Below are 25,504 nucleotides of genomic sequence, written 5' to 3' on the forward strand. Positions count from 1 at the left end.
TGAGCGTGGTCACCGTGAGCGGTACGGCTGACTGGTACCGGCACTTCGGCACGTTCGACGCGCCCGGCTCATCGGACTGCTACGCCCGCTGGGCCCTTGCCGCGGCCGATGATCCAGAGCTTCTTGCCCGGATCGAGCAATGGCCGCACAGCAAGCGGCAACCCATTCTCCTCTTCGCCGCCGCCCGCTACCTCGGTGCCCGGGTCAGCCCCTATCCGGAGTTCCGGAGCTTCCTGGATACCCACTGGGATGATGTTTCCCGGACCGTGCTTTCACGCGCCACGCAGACCAACGAAGCGGGGCGCTGCGCCACACTCCTGCCGTCGCTGGCGCTGATCGCTGCGGCGGAAAGGAAACCGCTCGCGCTCCTGGAAGTGGGGGCCTCTGCCGGACTCACGCTGTATCCGGACAAATACCGCTACGAGTACGACGACGGCACCCGGCAAAAGCGCATAGGCCGCGCCGACGCGGATGCTCCGGTACTCCGCTGTGCCGATTCGGGGCCGGTCCCCATCCCCGAACGGTTGCCGCACGTCAGCTGGCGGGCAGGCATCGACCTGAACCCTTTGGACGTGACGAATCCCGACGACGTCGCGTGGCTCGACGCCCTGATCTGGCCCGAGCAGGACTTTCGCCGGGAGCGGCTCCACCAGGCGATTGCGATCGCCCGCCAGGATCCGCCTTTGCTGGTGGCCGGCGACCTCAACGACAAGTTGCTTGACGTGGCAAGTCAAGCACCCGCGGATTCCACCCTGGTGGTCTTCCACAGCGCGGTGCTCGGGTATCTCGATGCCCGGGAGCGGGGGCGGTTCCGGGCCACCATTTCCGAGCTTGCGGCGGCCCGAGGCTGCCATTGGCTCTCGAACGAAGGCCACAAGGTCATCGACCAGCAAGACGGTTCGAGTGTGGTCCCCGAGATGCCCGAAGAGCGGCTGCTCGGCCGTTTCCTCCTCATGCACAACGGTGTACCGACAGCCATCACCGGCCCGCACGGCCAGAGCCTGGAGTGGCTCTAGGCGCGCACGATCCTTGGGGACGTGCTCATTCTTCGTGGCCTGCGCTGGACATAAACGCAATATGTCCGCTGCTCAGATCCAGCGCTGAGCATGTCCCTTGGTGAGTGGGGCTATTTCTTGGTGCACTGGCCCGGCGACACGGCCGAGCTCAGGGACGGTGCCTGCTGGGCCACTGGCGAGAGCTCGTCCATGGTGAGCGCGTAGCCCACGGCCACGTCCGAAGTGGTCTTGGCGAACACCACGCCGGCCACCTGGCCCTCTGTCGTCAGGAGGGGACCGCCGGAGTTGCCTGGCTGCACGTCACCGGCAAGCTTGTAGACCTGCTCGGGTGAAGGGTTGTTGCCGTAAATGTCCGGGACCAGCAGGGTGGAGATGCCCTCTACCGCGGCCGGTTTGGACTGGAAGGGACCGCCGTGGGGATAGCCGGCGAAGGCCGCGGGCGAGCCGGCCGGCAGATCGGCGCTCAACTGCAGCGGCGCCGTCGGAAGACCGTCGACGGCGAGCACGGCGAGGTCGCGTTGGCTGTCGAAGTAGACCACTCGGCCTGGCAACGCGCCGCCGTCGGGGATTTCCACCACAGGCTGGGACACGCCAGCGACGACGTGCGCGTTGGTCACCACGCGGCCAGGAGAGACGACAAATCCGGAGCCCGTCTGGTTCTGGCCACACTGATAGGCCGTGCCGGCAATCTTCAGCACCGAGTGGGCCGCATTGTTGAGCGCGGGGGTGTCTGTGCTGGTGTTCGGGATGGGCAACGGGGTAACGGGCCCGATCCCTTCGATGATGTGGGGAATGCCGTTGCCCATGACGGTGGAACGCAGCTGGGCGACGCCGGCTTTGACGGGTGTGGGCGTCATGGTGTCGATGAAGCGGATCACTTTGGAATCGGCGAGTTGCTGCGAAACGAACGGCACACCCAAGGAGCCGATACTGAACGCCAACATGGACATCACCAGGGCCGCGACCACCAGGCTAACGAAACCACCAAGCAGGCGGTCCAGGGCGTTCAACGGCTGGATCCGCACCGCCCTGCGGACCTTCTGGCCGATCCATGTGCCCAGCCCGTGCCCCAGGACGATGAGCACTACAGCCGAGCCGATAATGGCCGTCAGCCTCCAGCCGCTGTCCTTCACCCAGTCGCCGACGAGCGGAACGGCGATGAAGGCTGCCACTGCTCCCGCCGCGAAGCCGGCGATACCGCCGAGGGTCACCAAGAAGCCGTTGCGCAGTCCGTAGATCAGGTAGGAAAGAAGCGTCAGAATCAACGCCAGGTCCAATATGGTCAAGCCGAACACCAAAGCTCCTCACAGCCGAGTAAGCCCCAATTGTAGATGCACAGCCTGACAGCTTCCCCTCACGAGCCGGCCGCCAACCGCATCGCAAAGCGGTCCCTTAGCGGAGCATTCCGGGCCAGTCGGGGCGCGAATTTGGGCCTCTTCCGCGTGATTTAGGGCGTTTCGGCTGCCAAGTACGTCACAGACGCGACAAAATTCTGAAACAATGGCTGAAGCGCCACAGCCGAACTTTTACTCAGGAGATTTCATGGACATCGAGGTATTGCGCCGCGCGCCCCTCTTCGCGACCCTTGACGACGACGCTTTCCGTCTGCTGACGGACGAACTCACCGAGGTGGACCTTTCACGTGGAGCGTCCGTTTTCCGCGAGGGCGATCAGGGTGACCAGCTCTACTTCATCGTGTCCGGCAAGGTGAAGCTCGGCCGGACCTCCCCGGACGGCCGTGAATCCCTGTTGGCCATCCTTGGCCCGGGCGAGCTCTTCGGCGAAATGGCTTTGTTCGACCCCAGCCCGCGGACCGCGACGGCCACTGCCGTTTCCGAGACGCGTCTGGCCGGTCTGAAGAACGAAAGCCTCAACGCCCTGCTCCGCACGCGTCCTGAGGTATCCGCACAGCTTCTGCAGGCACTTGCCCGCCGCCTACGCCGCACCAACGACTCCCTGTCCGACCTCGTGTTCTCGGACGTACCGGGCCGCGTCGCCAAGGCCCTGCTGGACCTTGCCGACCGCTTCGGCCGGCCCGCCACCGACGGCGTTCTGGTGGCCCACGAACTCACGCAGGAAGAACTGGCCCAGCTGGTCGGCGCTTCCCGCGAAACCGTCAACAAGGCCCTCGCCGAGTTTGTCCAGCGCGGCTGGCTCCGCCTGGAAGCCCGCGCAGTTGTCATCCTGGACATGCAGCGCCTCCGCCAGCGCTCCCGCTAGTTTCCTGCGATACGAAAAATGCCTGGTGATACCGGAATTCCGGAGTCGCCAGGCATTTTTCGTATCGCCAGCGGATTTGCGCGTCGTCAGCGCTCCCGCTGCGGCTCCCCTGAAACCGTCCTGGCCGCTTCGACTTCGAGCATGAGTGTGCCATCCTCTTCGACAAGCCGCGGCTGGTACATATGCGGCTTGCGTTTGTAGCTGAGGTACGCAATGCAGCCTTGGGCAGCGGCCATCTTTTCCAGGATGATCTCCGATCCCGGCACCAGCAATTGGCCCAGCGTCAGGCCCGTTGTGTTTTCCTGGCCGATTTCGTCTCCAAGAGCCGTGGTCTGGCGCTCGTCGATGAGTTTTGAAACGCATACCCAGCGGCCCCAAACGCCCTTGCTCGTAAGCAGTGAGGGATGCTGGTTCACGGGAAGCGTGGCCGCGAAGTAGCGGGTGTTGAAGCGCCTGTGCGTAAAGTCAGGGCTGAGCCAGTTGACGAGTGGCTTGAGCAGGTCCGTCCGGAGCGACAAGCCACGCTTGGCCAGCACATCCGTGAACGACTTGTCCTGGGCAGCCACTGCTTCGCGGGCTTTCATCCACTCGGGCGTGGACGTTGCCTCCACAGTGGAGGACAGGTCCGGACCGGCCAGCAAAACACCGGTCTCTTCGAACAGTTCGCGGATGGCGCCCACAACATGGCGGCGGGCAAGTCCGACGTCGGTGGTCCCGAGCGCCTCAGCCCAATGCTGGGGCGAGGGGCCGAGCCAGCCGAGGGCGTCGTCGTCGGTGGGTTCCAGCGAGCCGCCGGGAAACGCGACGACACCCAACGGCGAGGAGCCTGGACGGTAACCCATCCACGTCTCCAGGCCGGTGGGCGAATCGCGGAGCAGAACAACAGATGATGCGTAACGCGCGGCGCGGGGGGTCTGTTCGCCGAGCTGAAGCCAGTTCTGTGCCGCCCCTTCGAGTTCGGGGGGCAACGCAAACAGGCGTCGGGCTAGTTGTGGCAATTGAGTGAACCGGTTCCTTAGCTGAATTCAGCGATCAACTCGACCTCGACGGGAGAGTCAAGCGGAAGGACTGCAACACCGACGGCGGAACGCGCGTGCTGCCCTTTGTCGCCGAAGACACGCCCGAGGAGCTCGGATGCACCATTAATTACACCAGGCTGGCCGGTGAAGGAGGCATCAGAGGCCACGAAGCCGACTACCTTCACGATGCGCGTGATGCGGTCGAGGTCTCCGATGACACTCTTGACGGCGGCCAAGGCATTGACTGCGCAGACGGCTGCGTACTTTTGAGCGTCTTCCGGAGATACTGTCGGCTCGTCCGAAAGGCCCTCTTCACCGCTGGCGACCTTGCCCGTAGCTTCAAGTTTGCCGTTAATAAAGGGCAGCTGTCCGGAGGTGTAAACGTGGTTGCCGGAGACGACGGCCGGGACATAGGCCGCGACCGGGGCGGCAACTGCCGGCAGGGTCAAACCGAGTTCGGCAAGGCGCTGCTCGACGGCGGATGCCGGAGCTGTGGAATCCGCGCCAATGGTGGCTTCTGCGGGGGTTGTCATAGTTACTGCTTCTCCCTCTTCAAGTATGCAACAAGTCCGTTTCCATCGGGTCCGGGAACAACCTGGACGAGCTCCCAGCCGTCCTCTCCCCACTGGTCCAGGATCTGCTTTGTGGCGTGAATGATGAGCGGAATCGTCGCGTACTCCCATTTGGTCATGAAAGAAAGACTAGCCCTTGCCGGTAAAGTGGAGAACATGGTGACTCGTAGGAACCCTCTATTCGACACTGCCACCACTCTCGGAAAGATCCTCGGATTCCTTGGTGTGAGCGCTATTTGTGGTGTCCTGGTGGCGGGCCTGCTGGTCCCCGCCGCCGCCGTTTCAGGCAGTGCGGCCAGTGGCTCCATTCAGTTCTTTGACACGCTGCCGGCGGAGCTCCAGGTGAATCCGCCCAGCCAGGCGACCACCATCCTTGCTGCCGATGGCAGCCAGATCGCCTCCATCTATTCGGAGAACCGCACGCGGGTCCCTCTGGACCAGATGAGTCAGAACATCAAGGACGCGATCGTTGCGGTCGAGGACAGCCGTTTCTACGAGCACGGCGGCATCGACGCCACTGGCATCATGCGCGCCATCGTCAGCACGGCGCGCGGCCAGAAGCAGGGTGCTTCCACCATCACCCAGCAGTACGTCAACAACGTCATCAACGAGTCCCTCGTGTCCCAGGACAAGGCAGCCGACGTCAAGCTCAACGGCGTCAACAAGGGCGTGGGCGACAAACTCCGTGAAATGAAACTCGCCATCGCGCTCGAGAAGAAGTTCTCCAAGCAGCAGATCCTTGAGGGTTACCTCAACATTGTCTTCTTCAACAAGGATGCGTACGGCATCGAGGCCGCTTCGAGGCTCTTCTTCAGCACCAGCGCCAAGGACCTCACTCTGCCGCAGGCCGCGTTGCTCGCAGGAGTCGTCAACAGCCCGTCCTACTATGACCCGATCACCAACCCGGACCACGCTAAGCAGCGCCGCGACCTGGTATTGGGCCTCATGTTGGATCAGGGAAAGATCAAGAAGGCGGACTACGACACAGCCATCGCGACGCCGGTGACCACCAAGGTCACGCAGCCTCGGCAGGGCTGCCCCTACTCCCCCACCGCTGCATATTTCTGCGACTATGTGCTGCACTTGCTCCTCAACAACCCGGCGTACGGCGCCACGCCCGACGAGCGCGCCAACCGCGTCTCGCGAGGTGGTCTCACCATCCAAACCACGCTGGATCCCAAGGCCCAGGCCGTTGCCCAGGCACAGGTTGACGGCACCACCGGCGCCAACCCGGATAAGTGGGGGGCCAGCATCGTCTCGGTCCAGCCAGGAAGCGGGAAGATAGTTTCCATGGCCCAGAACACCGTGTGGTTTCCCGCCGCGGGGAAGTTCGACCAGACACAGAACTTCAATGTGGATGTAGTTGACTCCAAAGGCAACGACCTCAACGGTTTGGGCGGCTTCCAGCCTGGTTCCACCATGAAGCCCTTCACGTTTGCTGAATGGCTCAATGAGGGCAAGTCGATGAATACCACCATCAACGCAGCCGTCCGGCGCTATGCGCCGGGTTTCCCCTGGCGGAACACCTGCCCTACTCCCACCGATGGCTCGTATGACAGCAGCCGCGGAACTGTGGATCTCCAGAACTCGGACGAAGTCCACTACCGCTCCATGTCGGTCCTGTATGGGCTCATGAACTCCATCAATACGGCAACATTTGCTTCTGCTTCCCAGCTGGATCTCTGTGGCATCCAGAAGATCGTGGACGCTGTCGGAATCCACGGCGGAAACCCAACCCGTGACCAGAATGGCAAGGCCGTCTTGGACAAAGACGGGAAGATCGCGGATCCCAATCCGAAGGTTCCCATGACTACACTGGCAAACCTGATTGGTTCCACACAGACCGCGCCGCTGACCATGGCGAGTGCGATGGCGACATTCTCCAACAACGGCAAGTACTGTGAGCCCATCGCCATTACGTCCGTGACGGACCAGTCGGGCGCAAAACTGCCCGCCCAGTCCCCCAACTGTCGCGACGCTGTCACCCCCGAGGTGGCGCATGGTGTTGCTTATGCCATGCAAGAGGTTCTTAACCAGGGTTCTGGTTCGCTGATCCAGCCGCGGATTTCTACCAAGACCAGTTTCCCCATTGCTGCCAAGACTGGAACCAACGACACCAACGGCTCAACCTGGGTGGTCGGTTACACCTCGGGACTTGCAACGGCCAGCTGGTTTGGCGATCCCTTGGGCGGCCAAACCCGCTACGGCCGCAATCTCACCATCAACGGCAAGTTCTACCCGAACGTTGACGGTTACATGATCGCCGGGCCACAGTTCTCCAACTACATGTCCCAAGTGGCCCCTGCTTATGGAACCAACCCGTTCCCGGCCCCGCCGTCGAACCTTCTGGACGCTCCCGTGTCCCGCGCCCCGCTCCGAGCAACACTTCACCGAGCACCCAGCCGAGCACCCCGCCCAGCAGCAACGGAAATGGGAACGGCAACGGTGGCGGGAACAAGAATGGCTAGCGGCTCCAAGCCCGCCATTGAATCGCTGGCAGGCCGCGTCCGAAGCATCGGACGCGGCTTTGCCGTAGCTGCTGGCGCAGGCGCTACTGCTGGCGTCGCGGGTCTTGCTTATGGTCTCTGGGAGAAGAACCAGTTCGTGCTCCGCGAAGAGACGCTTCCCATCCTCCCCGAAGGATCGGCTCCCCTCCGGGTCCTGCATTTGAGCGACATCCATTTCGTTCCGAGCCAGCGAAAGAAGGCGGCGTGGTTGCGTTCGCTCGCGGCACTCGAACCAGACCTCGTGGTGAACACCGGCGACAACCTCAGCCACCCCCATGCGGTCGTTCCGCTGTTGGATGCATTGCGGCCGCTGTTGAAGTTCCCGGGTGTCTTCGTCCCCGGCTCTAACGACTACTACGCTCCTCGGTTCAAGAATCCCGCCGCATACTTCCGGGGCCCCTCGCGGCTCAGGAATGATTCCGTCGAGCTTGATTGGCCGAGGCTTCGTTCGGGCTTCGGGATGTCCGGCTGGATCGATCTGACCAACAGGAACCAGTCCCTGCCCATTAACGGGATCCGTTTCGACTTCTCCGGTGTGGACGATCCTCATCTGAATCGGGAGCGCTACGCGGGCTGGCCTCGCGGCACTGCCGGACAGGATTCCCGTCCGCACCTCCGCGTTGCCGTTATCCATGCCCCTTACCAACGCGTCCTGGACCATTTCACGGACGACTCCGCAGACCTCATCCTCGCCGGACACACCCACGGCGGCCAGGTCTGCATTCCCGGCTACGGCGCGTTGGTGGCCAATTGCGACCTCCCCACCTGGCGAGCCAAGGGCCTGCATGACTGGGAAAACAACGGACGCACGACGCCAGTCAACGTCTCCGGCGGTATCGGCACCTCACGGTTCGCACCGGTCCGGATCGCATGCAAGCCGGAAGCGGTGCTGCTGACGCTGACGCAGTAGGGGCCCTGGCTACGCCGAAGCCCCTACTGCGCTGCATAAGAAAGCAACGCCCCTTTCAGCAGAAAGTGCGCAAATCATTCATCTCAACAACACCTGTGGCTATATCCGCAATGTCTGAGCCCACGGTCACGCAAGTGCTTCCCGGCGCATAGACCATGTATGAATAGTCGGAGCCAACATTGTTGACTAGGGCGTGCATTCCACCACCAGGGACCGTCCCCTTGAAAATGGAAGCCTCGTACTTGTTCCCCGCAACATTGCCATAGATATTAATCCAATTAGTCTGGCAGCCTGGGGAATACATAAGTTGCATCTGGCCTTGAGTCTGATTGTATTTTTGATTCACCATAGGCCACGAGGCCACGACATATGACCCCGATGTGCATCCAGTCTGTATCGGATCCCTACCGCTATGCCATTCCGAAGCACTGGCCGCAGGCGCTGCCCAAAACCCCAGTGCAAGAATCGCTGCAACCGTCCCAAGAATTCTCCGCTTACGCATATTCCCCCATTTATATTATTTGGTTCAGTGACAGGAAAAATCACTAAGTAGAGGATATCAGACTAATGCTGTGTGGCAATATTCAATTGACCTAGAATCTTCTGGCTAAGGATTGATTCGAATGCCGCTTAAACTCGAACGGAATCCGTCGACCGCGCCATTCAGGACCGCCCGATCAGTCGACTTTCAGCCGCCAGAATTCCTTATCCAAGCGCATAGCCCTTCCCCCAATGAAAGGTATCAAGGAATGACGACTCGTTCATCAGTGACCTCAGATTGAGGCCCGGATGTTGGGCAATCTATCGACCTCATAGATTGAGAACGGCCGTCAGAGCTATATCTGACGCAAGCGCTGACCGTTCTTTGCTTCCCCCAAAACCCGCCGCTGGTGGTCACGTGCTCCAGCAAGAAGACATCGACCTCTGGCCGTCCAGCATCTGACCAAGTCAGCAAATACAGGCCTCGCATGCGTTCTTGTAGCCGCGATTGAATGAGACCACGGTCTTCTTGATCGGTGGTCGTCATGACTCCTGTGAAAGTTTCGTGTCCTTTAGCAGCGTCCTCCTTGATGACCGCCCGCGCCTTTTCTTCGACGGACACGCTCGCGCAAGACGTAAGGCCCAATGCGATCCCCGCCAGCAGTACGGTTAATGCTGCGTATATTTGTTTCATCTGAGAGCCTGGGTCAGCACGTCGGCGTAGAGACTCGTCCCTTTCTGATTCGGATGGAAAGATTGTGCTGACGTGCCGACAGGGTAACCAAACAAGTTGAACATCGGCGACTCACCCGGCGTGAGATCGAGGGATAGTTGGTTGATGGCACGTTCCGATCCATTGACACACGCCGACTTGCCGGCAAAAGCTGCCACGGGATTTGCGAAGGTGACGTTAATTCCCTCTGACCTCGCACTCTGAACAATCATCTGCTGTTTGGAGGTGAGGTTCTCAGACACCTTCTTTAAGTCCTTCAACTCCTCCGGACTGGTCTCCAGGATGCACCACGGCTCTTGCCCAACTTGTTCGAGAACAAGGGGATAGCCCATGAGCACGATTTGCGCGTTGAATGCCTTCTTCTTTATCTCCCGAAGCACCTGCAATGTGTTAAAGACCAGCGGCCCATTCGTATAGCTGATGGCCTTGTCGAGCCTGGATTGAGACTCTCCATTTGGTTTGTCTTGCATGCAGTGCGGTGAGAATAGGATGCACGCCGTCAGGATCTCGCCAAATCCGACATCGTTTCCGCCGATGGACAACGTCACCAGAGTCGTTGACGGATCCAGGTATCCGGAATCCAGCTGGCTGACTTCCCTCCACTGGCCCTTGCCAAATTCACCCGAGACATTCGTTGGAGGTGTTGGCGCCGAGTAGACAGGTAGTAGATTTCGGGTTACTGCGCCCGAGCATGAAACCATATGGAAATCTAGGCTCGGATCGTTATTATCAGCCCTCTGCCCGATCGTCGAACTGCTTCCGGGAAGCGATGCTTTTCGTGACCATGCATCCTGAGAGCGATGGCAAGCGTTCTGAAAGCGGTTCTCCGTGAGTCCGTCAGGGACTTTACCGTTATTGTCGGACTCGGGGTAGTAGGTGCCGGTTCCTTCACCTGATGAATAGGAATCTCCTAAGGCCACGACGACGTCCTTTGGCTTGGCGGCAAGTGGTTCGAAAGCGATTGCGTCCCAAGCCACATCGTCGATGCCATCACCCTCGCTTGACTGGTTGGAAAGAGAGACACTCGGAGTTCCCGATACTTGGAAGACGCCAAGAGAGACCCACTTATTTGTACCTACCCGTTGAGGAACATACCGTGTTTGGGTTTGTCCGTTCCCTAGGTTGATGGTGTATGCAGCCCTTTGGGTCCAAGCGGCAAGTTCAGGCAAATGGACAAAGATGCGAGTCCATTGTTGAAGAGAACGGTCCAACGTCCACGTCCCGGTCGCATGCAGGCTTCCACCGAGGGCACTAACGCTGTCCCGGGTGTGTGCGAAGAAGAAGTGGCCGTTGAAGCCCGCGCCGAGCTGATGCAGATCGGTCTTCGCCACCGGTTGACCATGAATATCCTGACCGAAGGTGAACGCGAATCCGCCGTAGTTGGTTTGCTTCGCGCAGCCTTCTCTTACCGGCAGTATCGTATTCGGGACGTCGTCGACGACGAGGGCGCCGGCAGGAAGTCCCGTCCTAGAGCAGTTTGGTGTGTAGCTGGTGCCGTCAGCTTGGTAGTCCCAACCCTCGGGAAACCGGATGAACCCGCTACCACAGCTATAGGCACAGTTTTGCTTCCAAACTGCGGTGGCGTGGAAGTAGCATTGCAAGTCGAACTCTTGCTGAGCATTGCGGTGCTGGCACGGACCAGCCGGTTCACCCGCCAGGCCTGGCGCCGTAGGCTGAGTGCGGGTGCCGGGATAACAGCCGATGTCCGCCGTACAGAACATGTCGATCGGCGGCTTAACGCCGGCCCGGTTTATTGCACCGGTGTTGTTTGTGCCATCGCTGCCTGCGTCACCGTTCCACCATGCAGGCCTAAATCCAGCAACCGGATCGGTGTCGTTCGGATTCTCGTAGAGCGCCGGTGGCGCTGCCGCGAAACCCATGACCTTTTCCGGATAGGGCCAATCCTGAGGATGCGAAGCATCAGCTGCGCGACCGTTGTCGAGAAAGGCGAGGCGATCTTGCGGGTAACGCGGGTTGGCCGGGTTGTTGAACCAGCCGACACCCCACGGTTGGCTCTTGTCTGAGTGGAACCCGGAATTATAGGCCCATACGGCTAGGAACCAGTTTTCGATCTTCTCAGGATCACCATCATTTACGGCAAGTCCGTTTGATCTCGTCTCATTCCATTTTTGCTGGAGAACCCTGAGTCCAGCGGCGATATTGACTGCATAGTCCAAAGCGACTGCCCGCTGAGTTTGATAAGGGTAGGCGGGTGCAAGTCCGCCCTCTCGCCCTGCGAGCCTCATCCCGTCTGTGACTTGGGTAAGCCCGTAACCGCAGTCTGAATCAGCAAAGTCCCATCCCCAGGAATCGTCTTCGGCGGCCGCAAGGGTGGTGCCATAGTAGTTGCCGATCAGCGGGTTGCCCGTCGCTCCGGGCATCGCGAACCGGCTTGCCTGCCACATGTTCGATTCTTGAGCAATGATTCCCAGGAGGATTTGCGGCGGCACATCCCCTCCACCGTCGAGTGGAACTTGCGGAAATAGCCCTGCTACGTCGTACGCGGGCATGTTCAGATTCTTCCAGTTGGCGGGTCTGGAGAGTGCCAATGAATGCTGCACCAGTTGGTCCACCGTCCATTCGATTTGACGCGGTTTAGGCTGGAGGACCTGGTTCCGGAGGTCGTTCCGCGGAACGGCGCAAACCCTGTCGGCCTCAGCAATATCCGCTGACGAAACCGGAGCCGCGGCTTGTTGAAGAGTACGGCCTTGAACTTCCGGAGCAAAGTACACCGACTCGGGAACAGTGTCTGCACTGAATTCAAGGCTGGCACCTGTCACCAACGACTTTGCGGTAATTTCGGTCCTGCCCGGCGATCCGTCCAGTCTTGTCGAGGACACAGACGTAGTTGGACTGACGACAATTTCTCCGTGTGAGGAGGGCTGTGCGCCGGCAGGCGCGGACGAGACCTTCGCCCCTTTGGAAGTCCTCACCGCATCAAGGGTTGTTTCTGCGCCGGTGATGTAGAGCTGGCCGCCGCCGTCGCGGACAGGACGCATGCCTGCGACTGGACCATGGGCGACTTTGTCAGGTTTCGTCATGGCGGATGAGACGCGAGTGAGTTTGGCTGTTGCCGTTTCACCGGTTCGTTCGACGTATGCCAGTTCGTCGCCGACGAGAGTTAGTCCATAGCCGACACCTTCGGTTGTGACCAGAGTTGCAGGTTCCGAATTCGTCCCAATCCTCTGAAGCGATCCGGCCACGGCCGCGACAATTCCGTTCTCAAGTGGGATGGGGGACGAATAGTGTCCCTGAACCACTTGGTCAGCCAGAGCGACTCCTGTTTTCGCGCTCACGGTCACCATACGGGTTTTGGAATTGTCTTTGGCCTGGCGGGAAAGCACGAAACGGTCTTCAAAACCGCAGCCAGGGTTGTAATACGCGAGGTTGAAACCTTGTCCGAGACGTTTGACAGTACCTGTGGTGAGATCGACGGTTGCCGCAAAACCTCCTAGGTTTGCAGCTTGTTCAGAGTTTGCGAAATCCCGCGGAGCGTAGACCACGGCTAGGTGCTGCCCGTCAGCCGTGGCGCAGGCGTTTCCGATCCATTTATCCGTGCTGAAAAGGGGTTCACTCAGGGTTGCGATTGGCCGCCAGGTGTAACCGTCCTTTGCTGATGCCCGAAGTATGTGAAAGCCATTCTCGTCTGCGACGGTTGTCCAAGCTTGGTCTGAGCTTTTGCTCCAGTTCTTTCCAAGGCGGGAGTCGCGATCCTTGGCTTCAACCTGACCCGGCTTTTTGGCTCTCTTCCCGAGGGTGTCGCTATGTTCGGGATTCGGATCAGTCTTCCGCAAGTTGACGGCTTTCTCTGAAGCCAATGCGGAAGGAGCCTGAATGATCGGGGCTACTAGCGCGAGCATCAGGATGCTCACCAGGGGGCTCATAGCTCCACGCAGCCGTGCCGCCTTATTCTTCACGACTGTCCAAAACTTACAGCGGAGTGGGCAAAAACAACCCCATGGCCAGCCGAACCGAAGCTTCTGAGCCGAGCAGTGTGGAACAAACTCTCCGGCTCCTGCGGCATCGGCGTCATTACACAGATGAATAGTCTCAAAGCTCCCCCAAAGAACTCGTCAAGCGCATTGTTCGTGGTCGACGTGACAACGCTGCATACTTTATCCAATGGATGGATAAATTGTCTACCTGAAAACGACTCTGGCCAATCCATCCGGTCTTTCACGACCAGATAATGCGCGTCGCCCTGATCCATGCCCCCTGCCAGCGGGTCCTGGACCACTTCACAAACGACTCGGCAGACCTCGTCCTCGCCGGACACGCCCACGGCGGCCAGATCTGCATCCCCGGCTATGGCGCATTGGTTGCCAATTGCGATCTCCCCACCTGGCGCGCAAAGGGATTGCATGACTGGAAAAACAACGGACGCACGACGCCGGTCAACGTCTCAGGGGGCATCGGCACCTCACGCTTCGCCCCGGTCCGGATCGCGTGCAAGCCGGAAGCGGTGCTGCTGACGCTGACGGCCCGCCAATAGCCAGCGCCACCACGGAGCATGTCCATCTAGCCGCGCCAAGATGGACATGTCCACCGCACCCCGATGAGCATGCGCATCGCTCCGCGCCAAGGATGGACATAACAGTGATATGTCCACTCCTGGCGGCCTAGGTTGAGCATGTCCCTCGGTGCAGACCCACGCCCACGCCCACTCCCCCAATACCTCCCATCACGCACCGCAATGCTGCTGTGAATCCCGTCACGCAATGGCATAGGGTAGTTGCTACAGGAAACTACATCCGAGTGTCGCGCCGGGTTGGCGCGGAACACCGGGACAAAGCTGTCGAGAAGCGGGCATGGCCAAACAGACTTCATTCTTCACCTCCGTCAAACGTCTCTATCCGCACGTCAAACCGATCCTCCCCCGGCTTTTCATGGGACTGCTCAGCGCGCTGATGGCCAGCGTCGTGGCGCTTGCTATCCCCCAGGTACTGCGGGTTTTGATCAACGGTTCCCTTCACCCTGGCGGCTCCAGCAGCGCCGTCTGGATCGCCGCCGTCGTAGTTCTTGCCCTCGGCATAGCAGAGGCCGGGCTGGTGGCGCTGCGGCGCCAGTTCGTCATCAATCCGGCAACCACGGTGGAAACCAGGATGCGGGTGTCCCTCTACGGTCACCTGCAGGACCTCACCGTTTCCTTCCACGATCGCTGGGGTTCCGGGCAGTTGCTGTCGCGCGCCATGACCGATTTGAACTTCCTGCGGCGTTGGATGGCGTTCGGGGCCATCATGCTGGTGGTGACCACGCTGACGGTGGTGATCGGCGTCGTCGTCATGTTCTCCATGAGCTGGCAGTTGGCCTTGATCTTCCTGGCGGCCGCCGTGCCCATCATGGTCTTTTCGTTCCGCTTCCGTCGCCGATTCAGCCTGGTGACCCGGCTCAGCCAGGACCAGGCCGGCGACCTCGCCACCACCGTGGAGGAATCCGTCCACGGGATCCGCGTGCTCAAGGCGTTTGGCCGGAGCCGCGAAGCACTGGAGAACTTCAATGAGCAAGCCGAGGAGCTCAGGCAGACCGAGATCACCAAGGCCAAGCACCAGGCGACGTTCACCCTGATTGTCACTCTATTGCCGGAACTGGCACTCGGAATCGGGCTCGTTGCGGGGATCCTGTTGGTGTCCGCAGGCGAACTCAGCATCGGCTCCCTCGTTGCGTTCTTCGCCACGGCGGCCGTTGTGGCGTCGCCCGTGGAATTCTCCGGGATGCTCCTGGCCATGGCCCTGACCGCCAAGACGGCCTTGGACCGGCATTTCGAGGTCATGGACACGCCCAACACCATCACGGACCCGGCGAATCCCTTGTCCCCGGCTGAACTGCGTGGGGCCTTGAGCTTCAACGGAGCCGCTTTCGGGTTCGACGACGGCGCCCGGCTCCTGCACGACATCACCCTGGACATCAAACCCGGCGAAACCATGGCACTGGTCGGCATCACCGGCAGCGGAAAGAGTGCTTTGCTTCAGCTGGTCCCCCGCCTCTACGACGTCACCGAAGGGTCCGTGAGCATCGACGGCGTGGATGTGCGCGAGTTCAACGTCGAGCAGCTTCGGACCGTTGTGGCGGTCGCTTTTGAGGACACCACGCTGTTCTCCAGCTCGGTCCGGGACAACGTGCTGCTCGGCGCGCCCGACGCTTCCGAGGAAGCCCTCGACGAAGCGCTCGACGTCGCGCAGGCCCACTTCGCGTATTCGCTGCCCGACGGCGTCGAGACCCTCATCGGAGAAGAAGGACTGAGCCTTTCCGGCGGCCAGCGGCAACGCATCGCCCTTGCCCGGGCCATCGCCGCGAAGCCGAAGGTCCTGGTGTTGGATGATCCGCTGTCCGCCCTGGACGTGAACACCGAGGAACTCGTCGAAGCCAGGCTGCGCGAAGTCCTCCGGGACACCACCACGCTCATCGTCGCCCACCGGCCATCGACCGTGGCCCTGGCCGATCGCGTGGCACTGCTCGAAAACGGAAGCATCACCGCCGTCGGGACCCATACGGAACTCCTGGCCGACAACGCCCACTACCGCTACGTGATCGCGAGCCTCGACGCGGGTCCGAAGGACCTCGACCGCGAACTGGACGAACTGGAACACGAGTTGGATTCCGAACAGCACATGGACCAAGCCGGGGAGGGCCGCCGATGAGCACCTTCGGAACCGCCAATGAAGACAACGCCCACCTGAGCCGGAGCGACAGCAAAGCATTACGACGGCGGTCGGTCGCGTTGTTGGGCTCGCTCATCCGCCCGGTGCGGTTGAGGTTCTGGCTGACGCTGGGCATGGTGGTGCTCTCGCAGGCCACCCGCGTGGCGGGGCCCGCGATCATCGCCTTCGGAATCGACCATGCGCTGCCCTCACTGCTCGCCGGGAACAATGTGCCATTGCTCCTGGCTGGAGTCCTGTATCTCACGGCGGCCATCGCAACAGCGGTGCTGACGGCCCTCTATGTCACGTCCACGGCGAAGCTGAGCCAGGCCATGCTCCTTGACTTGCGGCTGCGGGTGTTCCGGCACACGCAACGGCTGAGCTTGGAGTTCCACGAGAAGTACACTTCGGGCCGTATTATCGCCCGGCAGACCTCGGACCTTGAGGCACTGCGCGAACTGCTCGATTCGGGCGTTAGTTCGTTGGCTTCCGGTCTGTTGTTCATGCTGTTCACGGCATTCACCGTTTTCGCCCTGGACTGGCGCAGCGGGCTCATCATGCTCGCCACCGGCGTGCCCATGTTCTTCCTGGCCCGCTGGTACCAGAAGCATTCCCAGATCGCTTTCCGCGAATCCAGGGTGGTCTCCGCCCGGCTGATCGTGCATTTCGTGGAGACCATGACCGGCATCCGCGCCATCAAGGCATTCCGCAAGGAGCCAGAGAACGCCGAGCGCTACGCCGAGCTGTCCGAGGACTACCGCAAGGTCACGGTCCGCTCCATCAACCTCAACGGCATCTTCCAACCGGGCCTGGTCCTGATCGGCAATGTGTGCGTTGCGGTGGTCCTGCTGTTCGGCGGCTTCCGCGTGCTCTCCGGTGAGCTGGCGGTGGGCGTGCTCCTGGCATTGATCCTTTCCACGAAGCGCTTCTTCCAGCCCGTGGACCAGATGGCGATGTTCTACAACTCCTTCCAGAGCGCCCAGGCCGCGTTGGAGAAGGTGTCCGGCCTGCTCCAGGAGGTCCCCACCGTCCGGCCTCCCAAGAACCCCGTGCCCTTGCCCCGGGCGCGTGGCGAGATCGACTTCCGCGGCGTGGAGTTCGGCTACGGCAACGGCACTGTGGTGGTCCCCGAGTTGGACCTGCACATCCCCGCCGGGCAGACCGTTGCGCTCGTCGGGCAAACCGGAGCCGGCAAGTCGACTTTCGCCAAGCTGATCGCGCGCTTCTATGACGTCACCGAAGGTTCATTGACGCTCGACGGCGTTGACCTGCGGGAGCTCTCGACGGCGGACCTGCGCCGTGCCGTCGTGATGGTCACCCAGGAGGCATTCCTCTTCAGCGGCTCCGTGGCAGACAACATCGCACTGGGGCGGCCGGAGGCTTCCCGCGCCGAAATCGAAGCCGCCGCGAAGGCCGTTGGTGCGCACGACTTTATCTCCGCGTTGCCCGACGGCTACGATACCGACGTCAACAAGCGCGGCGGTCGCGTGTCTGCAGGGCAAAGGCAGCTGATCGGCTTCGCCCGGGCATTCATTGCCGCCCCTGCGGTACTCATCCTGGACGAGGCGACGTCTTCGTTGGACATTCCCTCCGAACGCCTGGTCCAGGCCGGCCTGTCCCGGCTCCTGTCGGGATCGGATTCCGAACGGACCGCAATCATCATCGCCCACCGGCTCTCTACCGTGGAGACCGCAGACCGTGTACTGGTGGTGCACGAGGGGCGCATCGTGGAAGACGGCGCCCCAGCCGAACTCATCAGCGGCGGAGGGCGTTTCGCTCGCTTACACGGCGCGTGGAAGGACTCGCTGGTCTGACTCCGGCACCGTGTTCGATTTCGCATCCGGGCGGGCATCGGCTATTCTTGAACAGTTGCTTTCGCAGCGGATCGGGATGTAGCGCAGCTTGGTAGCGCGCTTCGTTCGGGACGAAGAGGTCGCAGGTTCAAATCCTGTCATCCCGACCAATTGATAGAAGGTCTTCCACTCGGAAGGCCTTCTATCTTTATTTAACAAGGTGTTAGACCGGGCCCGGAAAACGCCAAAACATTCCGATGACCGGTTTTCCTGGGGCCTGCCCGAGGTTTAGAGACAAGTGTTGTTAACAACCCGAAGCAATGGCTCGGAAGATACCATGACGGCCCGCAGATCCCGGCGCAAAAGAAATCCCCGGGGTGTCGGTTTTATACACCCCGGGGATTCTTCACTTCATTTGAATTATCCGACAGCTGCCCGGTTCCCGGGAGCCGTCCTTGAGTTTCGCCTACATGGGGTCAGGCCAGTTACCGATCATCGGCCTCACCACCATGGGATCAGGCCAGTTGCCGATAGCCTGCGAGACCCTCATCGGGTCAGGCCAGTTGCCGATTGCCTGGGCGACCCTCATTGGGTCAGGCCAATTACCAATGCTGAGCACCGTGCTCACGGTGTCTGCCACAGGGGCTGCGGAAACCACGGCTGGCGCCGCGGCGGAGCATGCAAGCGCGCCGGCCAAGGCGACTGCTGCAGCAATCTTCTTCAACATAATTTTTCCTCAATGCGAGTCGGATTCGTTACGGAAATTACGCGGTCCCTGTTGACATTCATTGTAAAATGTTTTCCACAGCGACTGTCAAGGTGTACGCGTAAAGACAGCGCAAAGACAAGCCTCTAGGAGGAACCTGTGGGGAACGGATTCGGAGAAAAGCTCCGTGCCGAACGGCTCGAACGTGGGCTGACCCAGGCTGAATTGGGCAGGGACCTTTACTCACCCAGCTACATTTCACTTCTTGAAACTGGCCGCCGGGAACCCACAGCCGAGGTCATCGAAGAACTCGCGCGGCGCCTCGAGCTTGCACCAAAAGCCCTGGAGGCCTGGAGCCAGCCCGTATCCGTCAGTGACGCCGAATACGTGCTCGCGGGGCTGTACGCCAGGCAAGCCTGGGATCTGAGGGACTATCCCCTTGCCGCGAGCCACGCGTTAACCGCAGCCCAGATCGCCCTCGAAGCCAAGAACACCAGTGCCTGGTGGAACATGACGTACATGCAGGCCGAATGCCTCATGAAACAGGGGCAACTCAAGGAATGCCAGCAGATCATCCAGCATCTCCTGGAACACCCCATGGCCACGGAATCCGCGGGCCTGGGAGTCCGTGCCCGGCAGATGCTTGCCGCGGTCTGCCACGGCCAAGGCCAGCTGGCCACCGCCGTCGAACACGCGATGGAAGCCGTGAGGCTGTCCGCGCAGTTGCCCAAAGGCTCAACCTTGATCATCGGTGCGCATCGGGCGCTGATCGGGGCACTGGCCGAGAGCGGCAGGTTGGACGAAGCCTGGACGTATTGCCAAGCCATGAACAGCCAAATGGACGACCATTCGATGTCACAGCTCGCGGGCGAAGTGGCATGGGTAGTGGGAAACGTGGCCTTCATGCGCCACGACTACATCGAGGGCATCAAGCACCACGAGCGTGCCGCCAAGCTGCTCTCCCCCGCCAATGACATTGAGCTGTGGGCCCGCTTCAACAAGGCCTCTGCGGCTGTCCGGCTCTCCTCGGGAATCGTGGAGCCTGAGACGCTTTCTGCGATCGAACGGGCTGAACTCGCGCTGTCGATTGTGGGTGGAAATAAGACGGACCAGTTGGAGGTTGCCTTTATCCGCGCCCGCTGGCTCTACCTGACGGGGGACATCCCGGCTGCCATCACCAAGTTGCGTGAAATCCACGCGGACCGTGACGTCCTGGCGCGCCACACCGCAGGTGAAGTCGCTTTCCTCCTCGGCAAAGCGCTCAAAGCGGCTGGCGAAAACGAGGATGCCTTGGTCCATCTTGAAGAAGCGCAACGTGATTTCACCGCCGCGGGAGCGGCAGACCGCGTCCAACAGGCGTTGGACTCAGTGCTGGAAATCAGGCTGGCGGAACGTCGGGCGGCGGCAGGCCACGGCGGCGGCGCCCAGTCTTCTCGCGCAAGCTAAGCGCCGCCCGTACAACCGGGAGAGCCCCGTACAACGGCGAGAGCCCCGGACCAGGCGGTCCGGGGCTCTTCTCATGCCGACGCTTGCTGGCTCGCAGCACCGGGCTGGACGCTGCGCGTCAGGCGAAGGTGCGTCCGGTCAGCTTTTCGTAGGCTTCCACGTAGCGGGCGCGTGTCTTATCGACGACGTCGGCCGGCAACGCGGGCGGCGGAGTGTCACTTGAGCGGTCCCAACCCGATTCCGCGGAGGTCAACCAGTCGCGCACAAACTGTTTGTCGAACGAAGGCTGGGCCTTGCCCGGCTCGTACGTGGAAGCGTCCCAGAACCGCGAGGAATCCGGCGTCAAGACCTCATCGCCCAGGGTGATGACACCCGTGGTGACATCGATGCCGAACTCCACCTTGGTGTCGGCCAGGATGATGCCACGCCTGCGGGCGATCTCTTCAGCGCGGGTGTAGATCTTCAACGTGAGTTCGCTCAGGCGGGCGGCGATGTCGTCACCCACCATCGCGACGACGTCGTCGTAGGTGATGTTCTCGTCGTGCTCGCCGACCTCGGCCTTGGCAGAAGGCGTGAAGATGGCGCGCCCAAGCCGCGAGCCGTCAACCAGGCCCTCCGGCAATGGAATGTCGCAAACGGTTCCTGATTGGCGGTACTCGGCCAGGCCGGAACCCGTGAGGTACCCGCGGGCGATGCACTCCACGGGGAACATCTCCAGCCGCTTGCAGATCATCGCGCGGCCCTCGACTTCCGCTGGCACTCCCTCGGCGGCCGTGGACGCCAAAACGTGGTGCTCTACGCCAAGCTGCTCAAACCACCACAGGCTCAGCTGCGTCAGGACCCTGCCCTTGTCCGGAATCTCGCTGCTCAAGACGTGGTCGAAGGCGCTGATGCGGTCGCTAGCCACCACCAAGACGCGGTCCTGGCCGGTTTCGGCCCCGCTGACGTCATCCACCGGGACGTAGAGATCGCGCACTTTGCCCGAGTAGACGTGCTTCCAGCCCGGGAGGTCGAGAGTTTCGGTCTGCAGGCCGTTTGCGTTGTTTTCAGGCATGGTTCAGGCCTTCACGTTAGGGATGGAGCCAGTGGCCTGGGAGACCACGTGGATCTCGCCGCGAGCTGCCTTGCCGGCGATATCTGTACGGAACTGCCCGCCGTCGAGCTGGACCAGCTCCACGCCGTCGTAAGCCCGCTCGCGGGCCTCCACGAGGTCCGTCCCCAGCGCCACAACGGCCAGCACCCGGCCACCGGCGGAAACAACCCTGCCTTCGTCGTCCAGCGTGGTGCCCGCGTGGATGACATGGACGCCTTCAAGCGCGTCCACCTTGTTCAGGCCGCGGATGCGGTCCCCCGTGCGGGGCGTGTCCGGGTAGTTTTCGGCGGCAACAACGACGGCGACGGCCGATTCCTTGGACCAGCGCAGCTCTTCGGCCTGGTCCAGTTCGCCCTTGGCGGCTGCCAACATAAGGGCGCCAAGCGGGGTCTTGAGCCGGGCCAGGACTGCCTGCGTTTCGGGATCGCCGAAGCGGACGTTGAACTCGATGACGCGCGTGCCGCGGGACGTCAGGGCAAGGCCACAGTAGAGGACCCCGACGAACGGTGTGCCGCGGCTGGCCATCTCGTCCACGGTGGGCTGTGCCACGCGGTCGATGACTTCCTGGACCAGGCCAACAGGTGCCCAGTCGAGCGGCGTGTAGGCGCCCATGCCGCCGGTGTTGGGGCCCTCGTCATTGTCGAAAATTCGCTTGAAGTCCTGTGCCGGGGACAGCGGCACAGTGGTGCGGCCGTCGCAGAGCACGAACAAGGAGACCTCGGGTCCGTCCAGGAACTCCTCGATCACCACGGTTCCACCGGCGTCGAAACAGGTCTGCGCGTGGGCGAGGGCTTCCTCTCGATCGTTGGTGACCACTACGCCCTTGCCGGCAGCCAGTCCGTCGTCCTTGACCACGTGCGGAGCGCCGAAGGTGTCCAGGGCGTCAGCGGCCTCCGCAGCATTTGTTGCCACGCGGGCCATGGCGGTGGGCACTCCGGCCTCGGCCATGACCTCCTTGGCGAACGCTTTGGAAGCTTCTAGCTGGGCGGCGGCCTTGCTGGGCCCAAAGACCGGAATGCCGGCTTCGCGGACAGCGTCGGAAACACCTGCCGCGAGCGGGGCTTCAGGGCCGACGACTACCAGGTCTACTGCCAGTTTCGTCGCAAGCGCTGCGACGGCGGCGGGATTGTTGCCGTCGATCGCGTACGTGGGGACCAGCTTGGCGATTCCGGCGTTTCCCGGAGCCGCGTGGACCTCGGAAACGTTGGGATCTTTGAGCAATGAGCGGACAATGGCGTGTTCGCGGCCCCCGGGGCCAATGACGAGTACCTTCACAGTCTTCAAGGGTACTTTGTGCGGGGGCAGGACTCCTAAGCTGTGTCCTCCGCCGGACATGTCCCTCGTTCGTTACGAGCAATGGACATAACACTGACATGCCCATTCCCCGGGGCCAGCAGGGGGCATGTCCCGTGCCGGACGGAGCCTCGGGATGGCAGGCCGTTATGGTGACCGTGGAGTAGCCCGGGAAGACGGTTGCTGCACCCTAGACTTGCATCATGCCCTTGAGTTCGCATGAAACCTTCAGCGTTGATTCCGCCGTCGAGCTGGCAGTGATTGAACGCAGCGGGTTCATCGAATCGCGCCACATCGGTTCCGCCGTGGTCCTTTCCGGTGACGGCTCCGTGGTGACCCGGCTCGGCGACATCACCACCCCCATCTACGCCCGCTCCGCGCTCAAGCCTTTCCAGGCGCTCGCGTCGATGCAGTCGGGCGTGCCCTTGCGGGGCGCCCAAGTTGCGTTGGCCTGCGGCAGCCATGTGGGCTCCCTGGACCACATGGATGTGGTGGAAGGAATGCTCAAAGCCGCCGGTGTCAGGGAAGAACAGCTGCAATGCCCCTCGGTGTGGCCGCAGGACGAAGTTGCCCGCAATTGGTTGATCCGTTCCGAGCACGGCAAGTCCAAGTTGGCTTCCAATTGTTCAGGGAAGCACGCGGCGTTCCTCTGGGCGTGCACCGAGAATGGCTGGGACACTCGCAGTTACCTGGAACCCAACCATCCCTTGCAACAGCGCGTGCGGACCGTCATTGAGGAATACAGCGGCGAGAAGATCGCGCACCTCGGCATTGATGGCTGCGGAGCACCGGTCGCCGCGCTTTCCCTGACCGGGTTGGCGCGGGCCTATTCGCGCCTGGCGCGGGCCCCGCGGGACCAGAGCTCCAATGCCCGCGCGGCAACCATTGCCACGTCCATGTTGGACTACCCCTGGGCAGTGCAGGGCCGCGGCGAGGCGAACACCATCGTCATGGACGAACTCGAAGTGCTTGCCAAGGGCGGGGCGGAAGGTGTCCTGGTCCTGGCAACACCCACCGGTGCCTCTGTTGCGGTGAAGATCCTGGATGGGAATCCCCGTGCGGCTACCCTGGTTGGCTTGACACTTCTCGCTGTTGCTGGCGCCGTGGATATTCCCGGCGTCTCCAGCGTGCTCGAAAAGGTGGTGGAACCGGTCCTCGGCGGTGGCCACTCCGTCGGCAGGATCCGCCTCGGCCACGCCGTTTCGGCGCTGCTGGACTGATTGGAGCTCCGAAAGATGGCAACCGCACGACGCCGGATCGACCTCGAGCAAGGCCGCGCGGCACTGGCCGCATGGCAAGCCGCCGTCGGGCAAGAAACAGCACCGGGGACACCGCCGTCGCGCACTGTGTTGGCGACCGCGGTGCGCTACTCGCTGGAGGAGCTCACCGCCCGCGCCCCCGGCAACTCGGTTGAGGTCCGGGTGCCGCCGTTCGGCGTCACCCAGTGCGTGGAAGGTCCCCGGCACACGCGGGGCACTCCCCCGAATGTCATCGAGTGCGACGCCGGCACCTGGCTGGCGATGGTGACCGGCCGCTTGGCGTGGTCCGACGCCGTCGACGCCGGCCGGGTAGCCGCTTCGGGTCTGCGCGCGGATTTGTCGGAGCTGCTGCCGCTTTTCTGAGCCGGCTAGCGTTGCGGCCGCGCCAGCTGCGCTCAGCTAAATAGCGCAGTGGTAGTTTGCGGTTATGGCAAATGCCCTCGCGTGGTTCTCACAGTCCGGTGTGGTGCAAGGATTGATTCTCGGTGCCGTGCTGGCGTTCTTGACGGCGATCCTCATCATGAATGCCGTGGCCCGGACAATCACAACAACTGTCAACGGCTGGAGTGCCATCCGCAGATGCGGCCAACCCGGCAACGGAATCCTCGTGCGGGCCGCCTGCGCCAAAGCCCTGCCCGTCGTCAATGTGTTTGAAGAGGCCGCGTACTGGACCGCCATGGTGGATGGCTCAGGGCAAACGCTGAGCGGCGGGCACGGATACGTCCTGCATTTTCCCGCCGGGCAGCTCCCGCCCAATGACGCCTTCTGGTCGCTCACTCCGACCGATACGGTCGGGTACATGGTGGACAATCCCACTAATCGCCACAGCGTCGGTGACCGTTCCCCTCTCGCGCAGAACGCCGACGGTTCTGTCGATATCCATCTCCAGCATGAGGCTCCGGGCGGGCACGAGCAGAACTGGCTGCCAATTCCCTCCGGGAAGTTCAAGCTGATGTTCCGGGTGTATCTGCCTGGCGCGGCGATTCTCGACGGCACGTACCAATTGCCGCGCATTGTCAGGTCGCATTGAGATGAACCGCCTCATCTTGAAGTACGGACGTCCCCTTACGGCCGTCATTCTGGCGGTCTTCGCCTGGGTCATCTACCGGCGGATCGCCAGCGGGGACGGGATCATTCCACTCGTCATCGCGGCAGTCATCGTATGGGGGCTCGGCGCTCCCGCTTTCATCTACCTCTGGCCGCGACTTACGGTCAACGGGTACAAGAGGGCGATTCTCAAGCATGGGTTCGGTGACGGCCCGATCCCCGTCAACACGCTGTACGCCGTGCCCGGCACTTCGTCCCCGTCGACGTCGCGCGGGAGCCTTATGGCAACCGGAGCCGACGATCTGCTCTACGTCGGCGGCTGGCTCGACCTGAGCGAGGGGCCGCAAGTCCTCCACGTACCGGACATGGCCGGCCGTTACTTCAGCGTGCAGTTCACCGACCCATCGAAGAGCACCAATTTTGCCTACGTCGGCAAACGTACGACGGGAGCCAATGCAGGCGACTTCGTTCTCAGCGGACCCGGCTGGAAGGGAACCGTACCGAACGGCATGGCGCAGATTTCTTCGCCTACCGATTCCGCGCTCGTCATTGGCCGTGTCTTTGTCGAGAGCGACAGCGATCTTCCGATCGCTTACGCTCTTGCGAAGCAAATACAGCTCGCGCCGCTGAATCAGTAGCGGTCGACACCGCGGGGATCGGCGCCGGCACCGGTTGCTCCGACGAGACCTGGCTCAGGCCTGGTCCCCTGCACGCAGTTGAGCGCCCGGCGACAGTGCCGCGGGGCGCTCAACTGGGATGGAGCTTGTGCCTT

The 25,504-nt window shown here is 61.8% G+C and carries 19 protein-coding genes, 1 tRNA gene and 2 pseudogenes; 13 read left to right on the forward strand and 9 right to left on the reverse strand.

What is annotated here, in order from left to right; genetic code table 11:
• Window positions 1–14 precede the first annotated feature (14 nt).
• Entirely contained in the window at window positions 15–1,016 is a 1,002-nt protein-coding gene (locus ACX5I4_RS17660; protein ID WP_461837791.1) for a DUF2332 domain-containing protein, read from the forward strand.
• 110 nt (window positions 1,017–1,126) lie between these two features.
• On the opposite strand, the gene ACX5I4_RS17665 is transcribed toward ACX5I4_RS17660, so the two are convergent.
• A complete protein-coding gene (locus ACX5I4_RS17665) occupies window positions 1,127–2,311 on the reverse strand; it encodes a MarP family serine protease (RefSeq protein ID WP_461837792.1) in 1,185 nt (394 codons plus the stop codon).
• Between the two features lie 247 nt (window positions 2,312–2,558).
• Here ACX5I4_RS17665 and ACX5I4_RS17670 point away from each other — a divergent pair, with 247 nt between their 5' ends.
• Window positions 2,559–3,236, forward strand: coding sequence for a Crp/Fnr family transcriptional regulator (locus tag ACX5I4_RS17670; RefSeq protein WP_011775987.1), 678 nt, complete (start codon window positions 2,559–2,561; stop codon window positions 3,234–3,236).
• 86 nt (window positions 3,237–3,322) lie between these two features.
• On the opposite strand, the gene ACX5I4_RS17675 is transcribed toward ACX5I4_RS17670, so the two are convergent.
• The 3 genes from ACX5I4_RS17675 to ACX5I4_RS17685 are packed head-to-tail and all read right to left on the reverse strand — an operon-like array spanning window position 3,323 to window position 4,946.
• The gene (locus ACX5I4_RS17675; protein ID WP_461837793.1) at window positions 3,323–4,234 is read right to left on the reverse strand and encodes an NUDIX hydrolase; all 912 of its coding nucleotides are present in this window, start codon (window positions 4,232–4,234) and stop codon (window positions 3,323–3,325) included.
• A gap of 17 nt (window positions 4,235–4,251) precedes the next feature.
• Window positions 4,252–4,788: a RidA family protein gene (locus ACX5I4_RS17680; protein WP_461837794.1), complete on the reverse strand. Its 537-nt coding sequence runs from the start codon at window positions 4,786–4,788 to the stop codon at window positions 4,252–4,254.
• Between the two features lie 2 nt (window positions 4,789–4,790).
• Window positions 4,791–4,946 (reverse strand): DUF4177 domain-containing protein, encoded by a 156-nt coding sequence (locus ACX5I4_RS17685; protein WP_009359196.1) that lies wholly within the window; start codon window positions 4,944–4,946, stop codon window positions 4,791–4,793.
• Between the two features lie 37 nt (window positions 4,947–4,983).
• Here ACX5I4_RS17685 and ACX5I4_RS17690 point away from each other — a divergent pair.
• Both ACX5I4_RS17690 and ACX5I4_RS17695 read left to right on the forward strand, forming a co-directional pair.
• A pseudogene (locus ACX5I4_RS17690) lies at window positions 4,984–7,295 on the forward strand (transglycosylase domain-containing protein).
• Window positions 7,288–8,244 carry a metallophosphoesterase gene (locus tag ACX5I4_RS17695; RefSeq protein WP_461837795.1) on the forward strand — a complete coding sequence of 319 codons (957 nt, stop codon included), beginning with the start codon at window positions 7,288–7,290 and terminating at the stop codon, window positions 8,242–8,244. Before ACX5I4_RS17690 ends, ACX5I4_RS17695 begins: the two are co-directional and overlap by 8 nt.
• A gap of 55 nt (window positions 8,245–8,299) precedes the next feature.
• Here the strand turns inward: ACX5I4_RS17695 and ACX5I4_RS17700 are convergent, their stop codons facing one another.
• Complete coding sequence (locus ACX5I4_RS17700) at window positions 8,300–8,746, reverse strand: DUF2690 domain-containing protein (RefSeq protein WP_461837796.1); 447 nt, start codon at window positions 8,744–8,746, stop codon at window positions 8,300–8,302.
• Between the two features lie 668 nt (window positions 8,747–9,414).
• Window positions 9,415–13,329: a golvesin C-terminal-like domain-containing protein gene (locus tag ACX5I4_RS17705; protein ID WP_461837797.1), complete on the reverse strand. Its 3,915-nt coding sequence runs from the start codon at window positions 13,327–13,329 to the stop codon at window positions 9,415–9,417.
• Window positions 13,330–13,652: 323 nt separating this feature from the next.
• Here ACX5I4_RS17705 and ACX5I4_RS17710 point away from each other — a divergent pair.
• From ACX5I4_RS17710 to ACX5I4_RS17725, 4 genes and pseudogenes are all read left to right on the forward strand, one after another.
• Window positions 13,653–13,949: pseudogene (locus tag ACX5I4_RS17710) on the forward strand (metallophosphoesterase); the annotation flags it as partial.
• 316 nt (window positions 13,950–14,265) lie between these two features.
• Complete coding sequence (locus ACX5I4_RS17715) at window positions 14,266–16,095, forward strand: ABC transporter ATP-binding protein (RefSeq protein ID WP_461837798.1); 1,830 nt, start codon at window positions 14,266–14,268, stop codon at window positions 16,093–16,095.
• Window positions 16,092–17,909 (forward strand): ABC transporter ATP-binding protein, encoded by a 1,818-nt coding sequence (locus ACX5I4_RS17720; RefSeq protein WP_461837799.1) that lies wholly within the window; start codon window positions 16,092–16,094, stop codon window positions 17,907–17,909. Before ACX5I4_RS17715 ends, ACX5I4_RS17720 begins: the two co-directional genes overlap by 4 nt.
• Window positions 17,910–17,981: 72 nt before the next feature.
• Window positions 17,982–18,058: transfer RNA gene (locus ACX5I4_RS17725), tRNA-Pro, on the forward strand.
• 296 nt (window positions 18,059–18,354) lie between these two features.
• Here ACX5I4_RS17725 and ACX5I4_RS17730 read toward each other — a convergent pair.
• Window positions 18,355–18,615, reverse strand: coding sequence for a hypothetical protein (locus ACX5I4_RS17730; protein WP_461837800.1), 261 nt, complete (start codon window positions 18,613–18,615; stop codon window positions 18,355–18,357).
• A 138-nt stretch (window positions 18,616–18,753) separates the two neighbouring features.
• Between ACX5I4_RS17730 and ACX5I4_RS17735 the strand changes: the two genes are divergently transcribed.
• The gene (locus tag ACX5I4_RS17735; protein WP_461837801.1) at window positions 18,754–20,040 is read left to right on the forward strand and encodes a helix-turn-helix domain-containing protein; all 1,287 of its coding nucleotides are present in this window, start codon (window positions 18,754–18,756) and stop codon (window positions 20,038–20,040) included.
• Window positions 20,041–20,158: 118 nt separating this feature from the next.
• On the opposite strand, the gene ACX5I4_RS17740 is transcribed toward ACX5I4_RS17735, so the two are convergent.
• Together ACX5I4_RS17740 and purD are read right to left on the reverse strand one after the other, a co-directional pair.
• Window positions 20,159–21,094, reverse strand: a complete 936-nt coding sequence (locus ACX5I4_RS17740) for a phosphoribosylaminoimidazolesuccinocarboxamide synthase (protein WP_461837802.1) — start codon at window positions 21,092–21,094, stop codon at window positions 20,159–20,161.
• A gap of 3 nt (window positions 21,095–21,097) precedes the next feature.
• Window positions 21,098–22,408, reverse strand: coding sequence for a phosphoribosylamine--glycine ligase (gene purD / locus ACX5I4_RS17745; protein WP_461838767.1), 1,311 nt, complete (start codon window positions 22,406–22,408; stop codon window positions 21,098–21,100).
• Between the two features lie 221 nt (window positions 22,409–22,629).
• On the opposite strand from purD, the gene ACX5I4_RS17750 reads away from it, so the two are divergent.
• The 4 genes from ACX5I4_RS17750 (at window position 22,630) to ACX5I4_RS17765 (ending at window position 25,370) form a co-directional block, all read left to right on the forward strand.
• On the forward strand, window positions 22,630–23,646 hold the full coding sequence (locus ACX5I4_RS17750; RefSeq protein WP_461837803.1) for an asparaginase: 1,017 nt from the start codon (window positions 22,630–22,632) through the stop codon (window positions 23,644–23,646).
• Window positions 23,647–23,661: 15 nt separating this feature from the next.
• Window positions 23,662–24,048 (forward strand): sterol carrier family protein, encoded by a 387-nt coding sequence (locus tag ACX5I4_RS17755; protein ID WP_461837804.1) that lies wholly within the window; start codon window positions 23,662–23,664, stop codon window positions 24,046–24,048.
• Between the two features lie 64 nt (window positions 24,049–24,112).
• Window positions 24,113–24,715, forward strand: a complete 603-nt coding sequence (locus tag ACX5I4_RS17760; RefSeq protein ID WP_461837805.1) for a DUF1214 domain-containing protein — start codon at window positions 24,113–24,115, stop codon at window positions 24,713–24,715.
• Window position 24,716: 1 nt separating this feature from the next.
• Window positions 24,717–25,370, forward strand: a complete 654-nt coding sequence (locus ACX5I4_RS17765) for a DUF1254 domain-containing protein (protein ID WP_461837806.1) — start codon at window positions 24,717–24,719, stop codon at window positions 25,368–25,370.
• Window positions 25,371–25,504 lie beyond the last annotated feature (134 nt).

The sequence above is a fragment of the Arthrobacter sp. MMS24-S77 genome (genome assembly GCF_054888235.1).

Coding starts and splice junctions, on each gene's coding strand:
- ACX5I4_RS17730 (WP_461837800.1), bottom strand. CDS start 18,615: ATGTTGAAGAAGATTGCTGCAGCAGTCGCCTTGGCCGGCGCGCTTGCA.
- ACX5I4_RS17700 (WP_461837796.1), bottom strand. CDS start 8,746: ATGCGTAAGCGGAGAATTCTTGGGACGGTTGCAGCGATTCTTGCACTG.
- ACX5I4_RS17720 (WP_461837799.1), top strand. CDS start 16,092: ATGAGCACCTTCGGAACCGCCAATGAAGACAACGCCCACCTGAGCCGG.
- ACX5I4_RS17670 (WP_011775987.1), top strand. CDS start 2,559: ATGGACATCGAGGTATTGCGCCGCGCGCCCCTCTTCGCGACCCTTGAC.
- ACX5I4_RS17755 (WP_461837804.1), top strand. CDS start 23,662: ATGGCAACCGCACGACGCCGGATCGACCTCGAGCAAGGCCGCGCGGCA.
- ACX5I4_RS17685 (WP_009359196.1), bottom strand. CDS start 4,946: ATGACCAAATGGGAGTACGCGACGATTCCGCTCATCATTCACGCCACA.
- ACX5I4_RS17680 (WP_461837794.1), bottom strand. CDS start 4,788: ATGACAACCCCCGCAGAAGCCACCATTGGCGCGGATTCCACAGCTCCG.
- ACX5I4_RS17715 (WP_461837798.1), top strand. CDS start 14,266: ATGGCCAAACAGACTTCATTCTTCACCTCCGTCAAACGTCTCTATCCG.
- ACX5I4_RS17765 (WP_461837806.1), top strand. CDS start 24,717: ATGAACCGCCTCATCTTGAAGTACGGACGTCCCCTTACGGCCGTCATT.
- ACX5I4_RS17695 (WP_461837795.1), top strand. CDS start 7,288: ATGGCTAGCGGCTCCAAGCCCGCCATTGAATCGCTGGCAGGCCGCGTC.
- ACX5I4_RS17750 (WP_461837803.1), top strand. CDS start 22,630: ATGCCCTTGAGTTCGCATGAAACCTTCAGCGTTGATTCCGCCGTCGAG.
- ACX5I4_RS17760 (WP_461837805.1), top strand. CDS start 24,113: ATGGCAAATGCCCTCGCGTGGTTCTCACAGTCCGGTGTGGTGCAAGGA.
- ACX5I4_RS17740 (WP_461837802.1), bottom strand. CDS start 21,094: ATGCCTGAAAACAACGCAAACGGCCTGCAGACCGAAACTCTCGACCTC.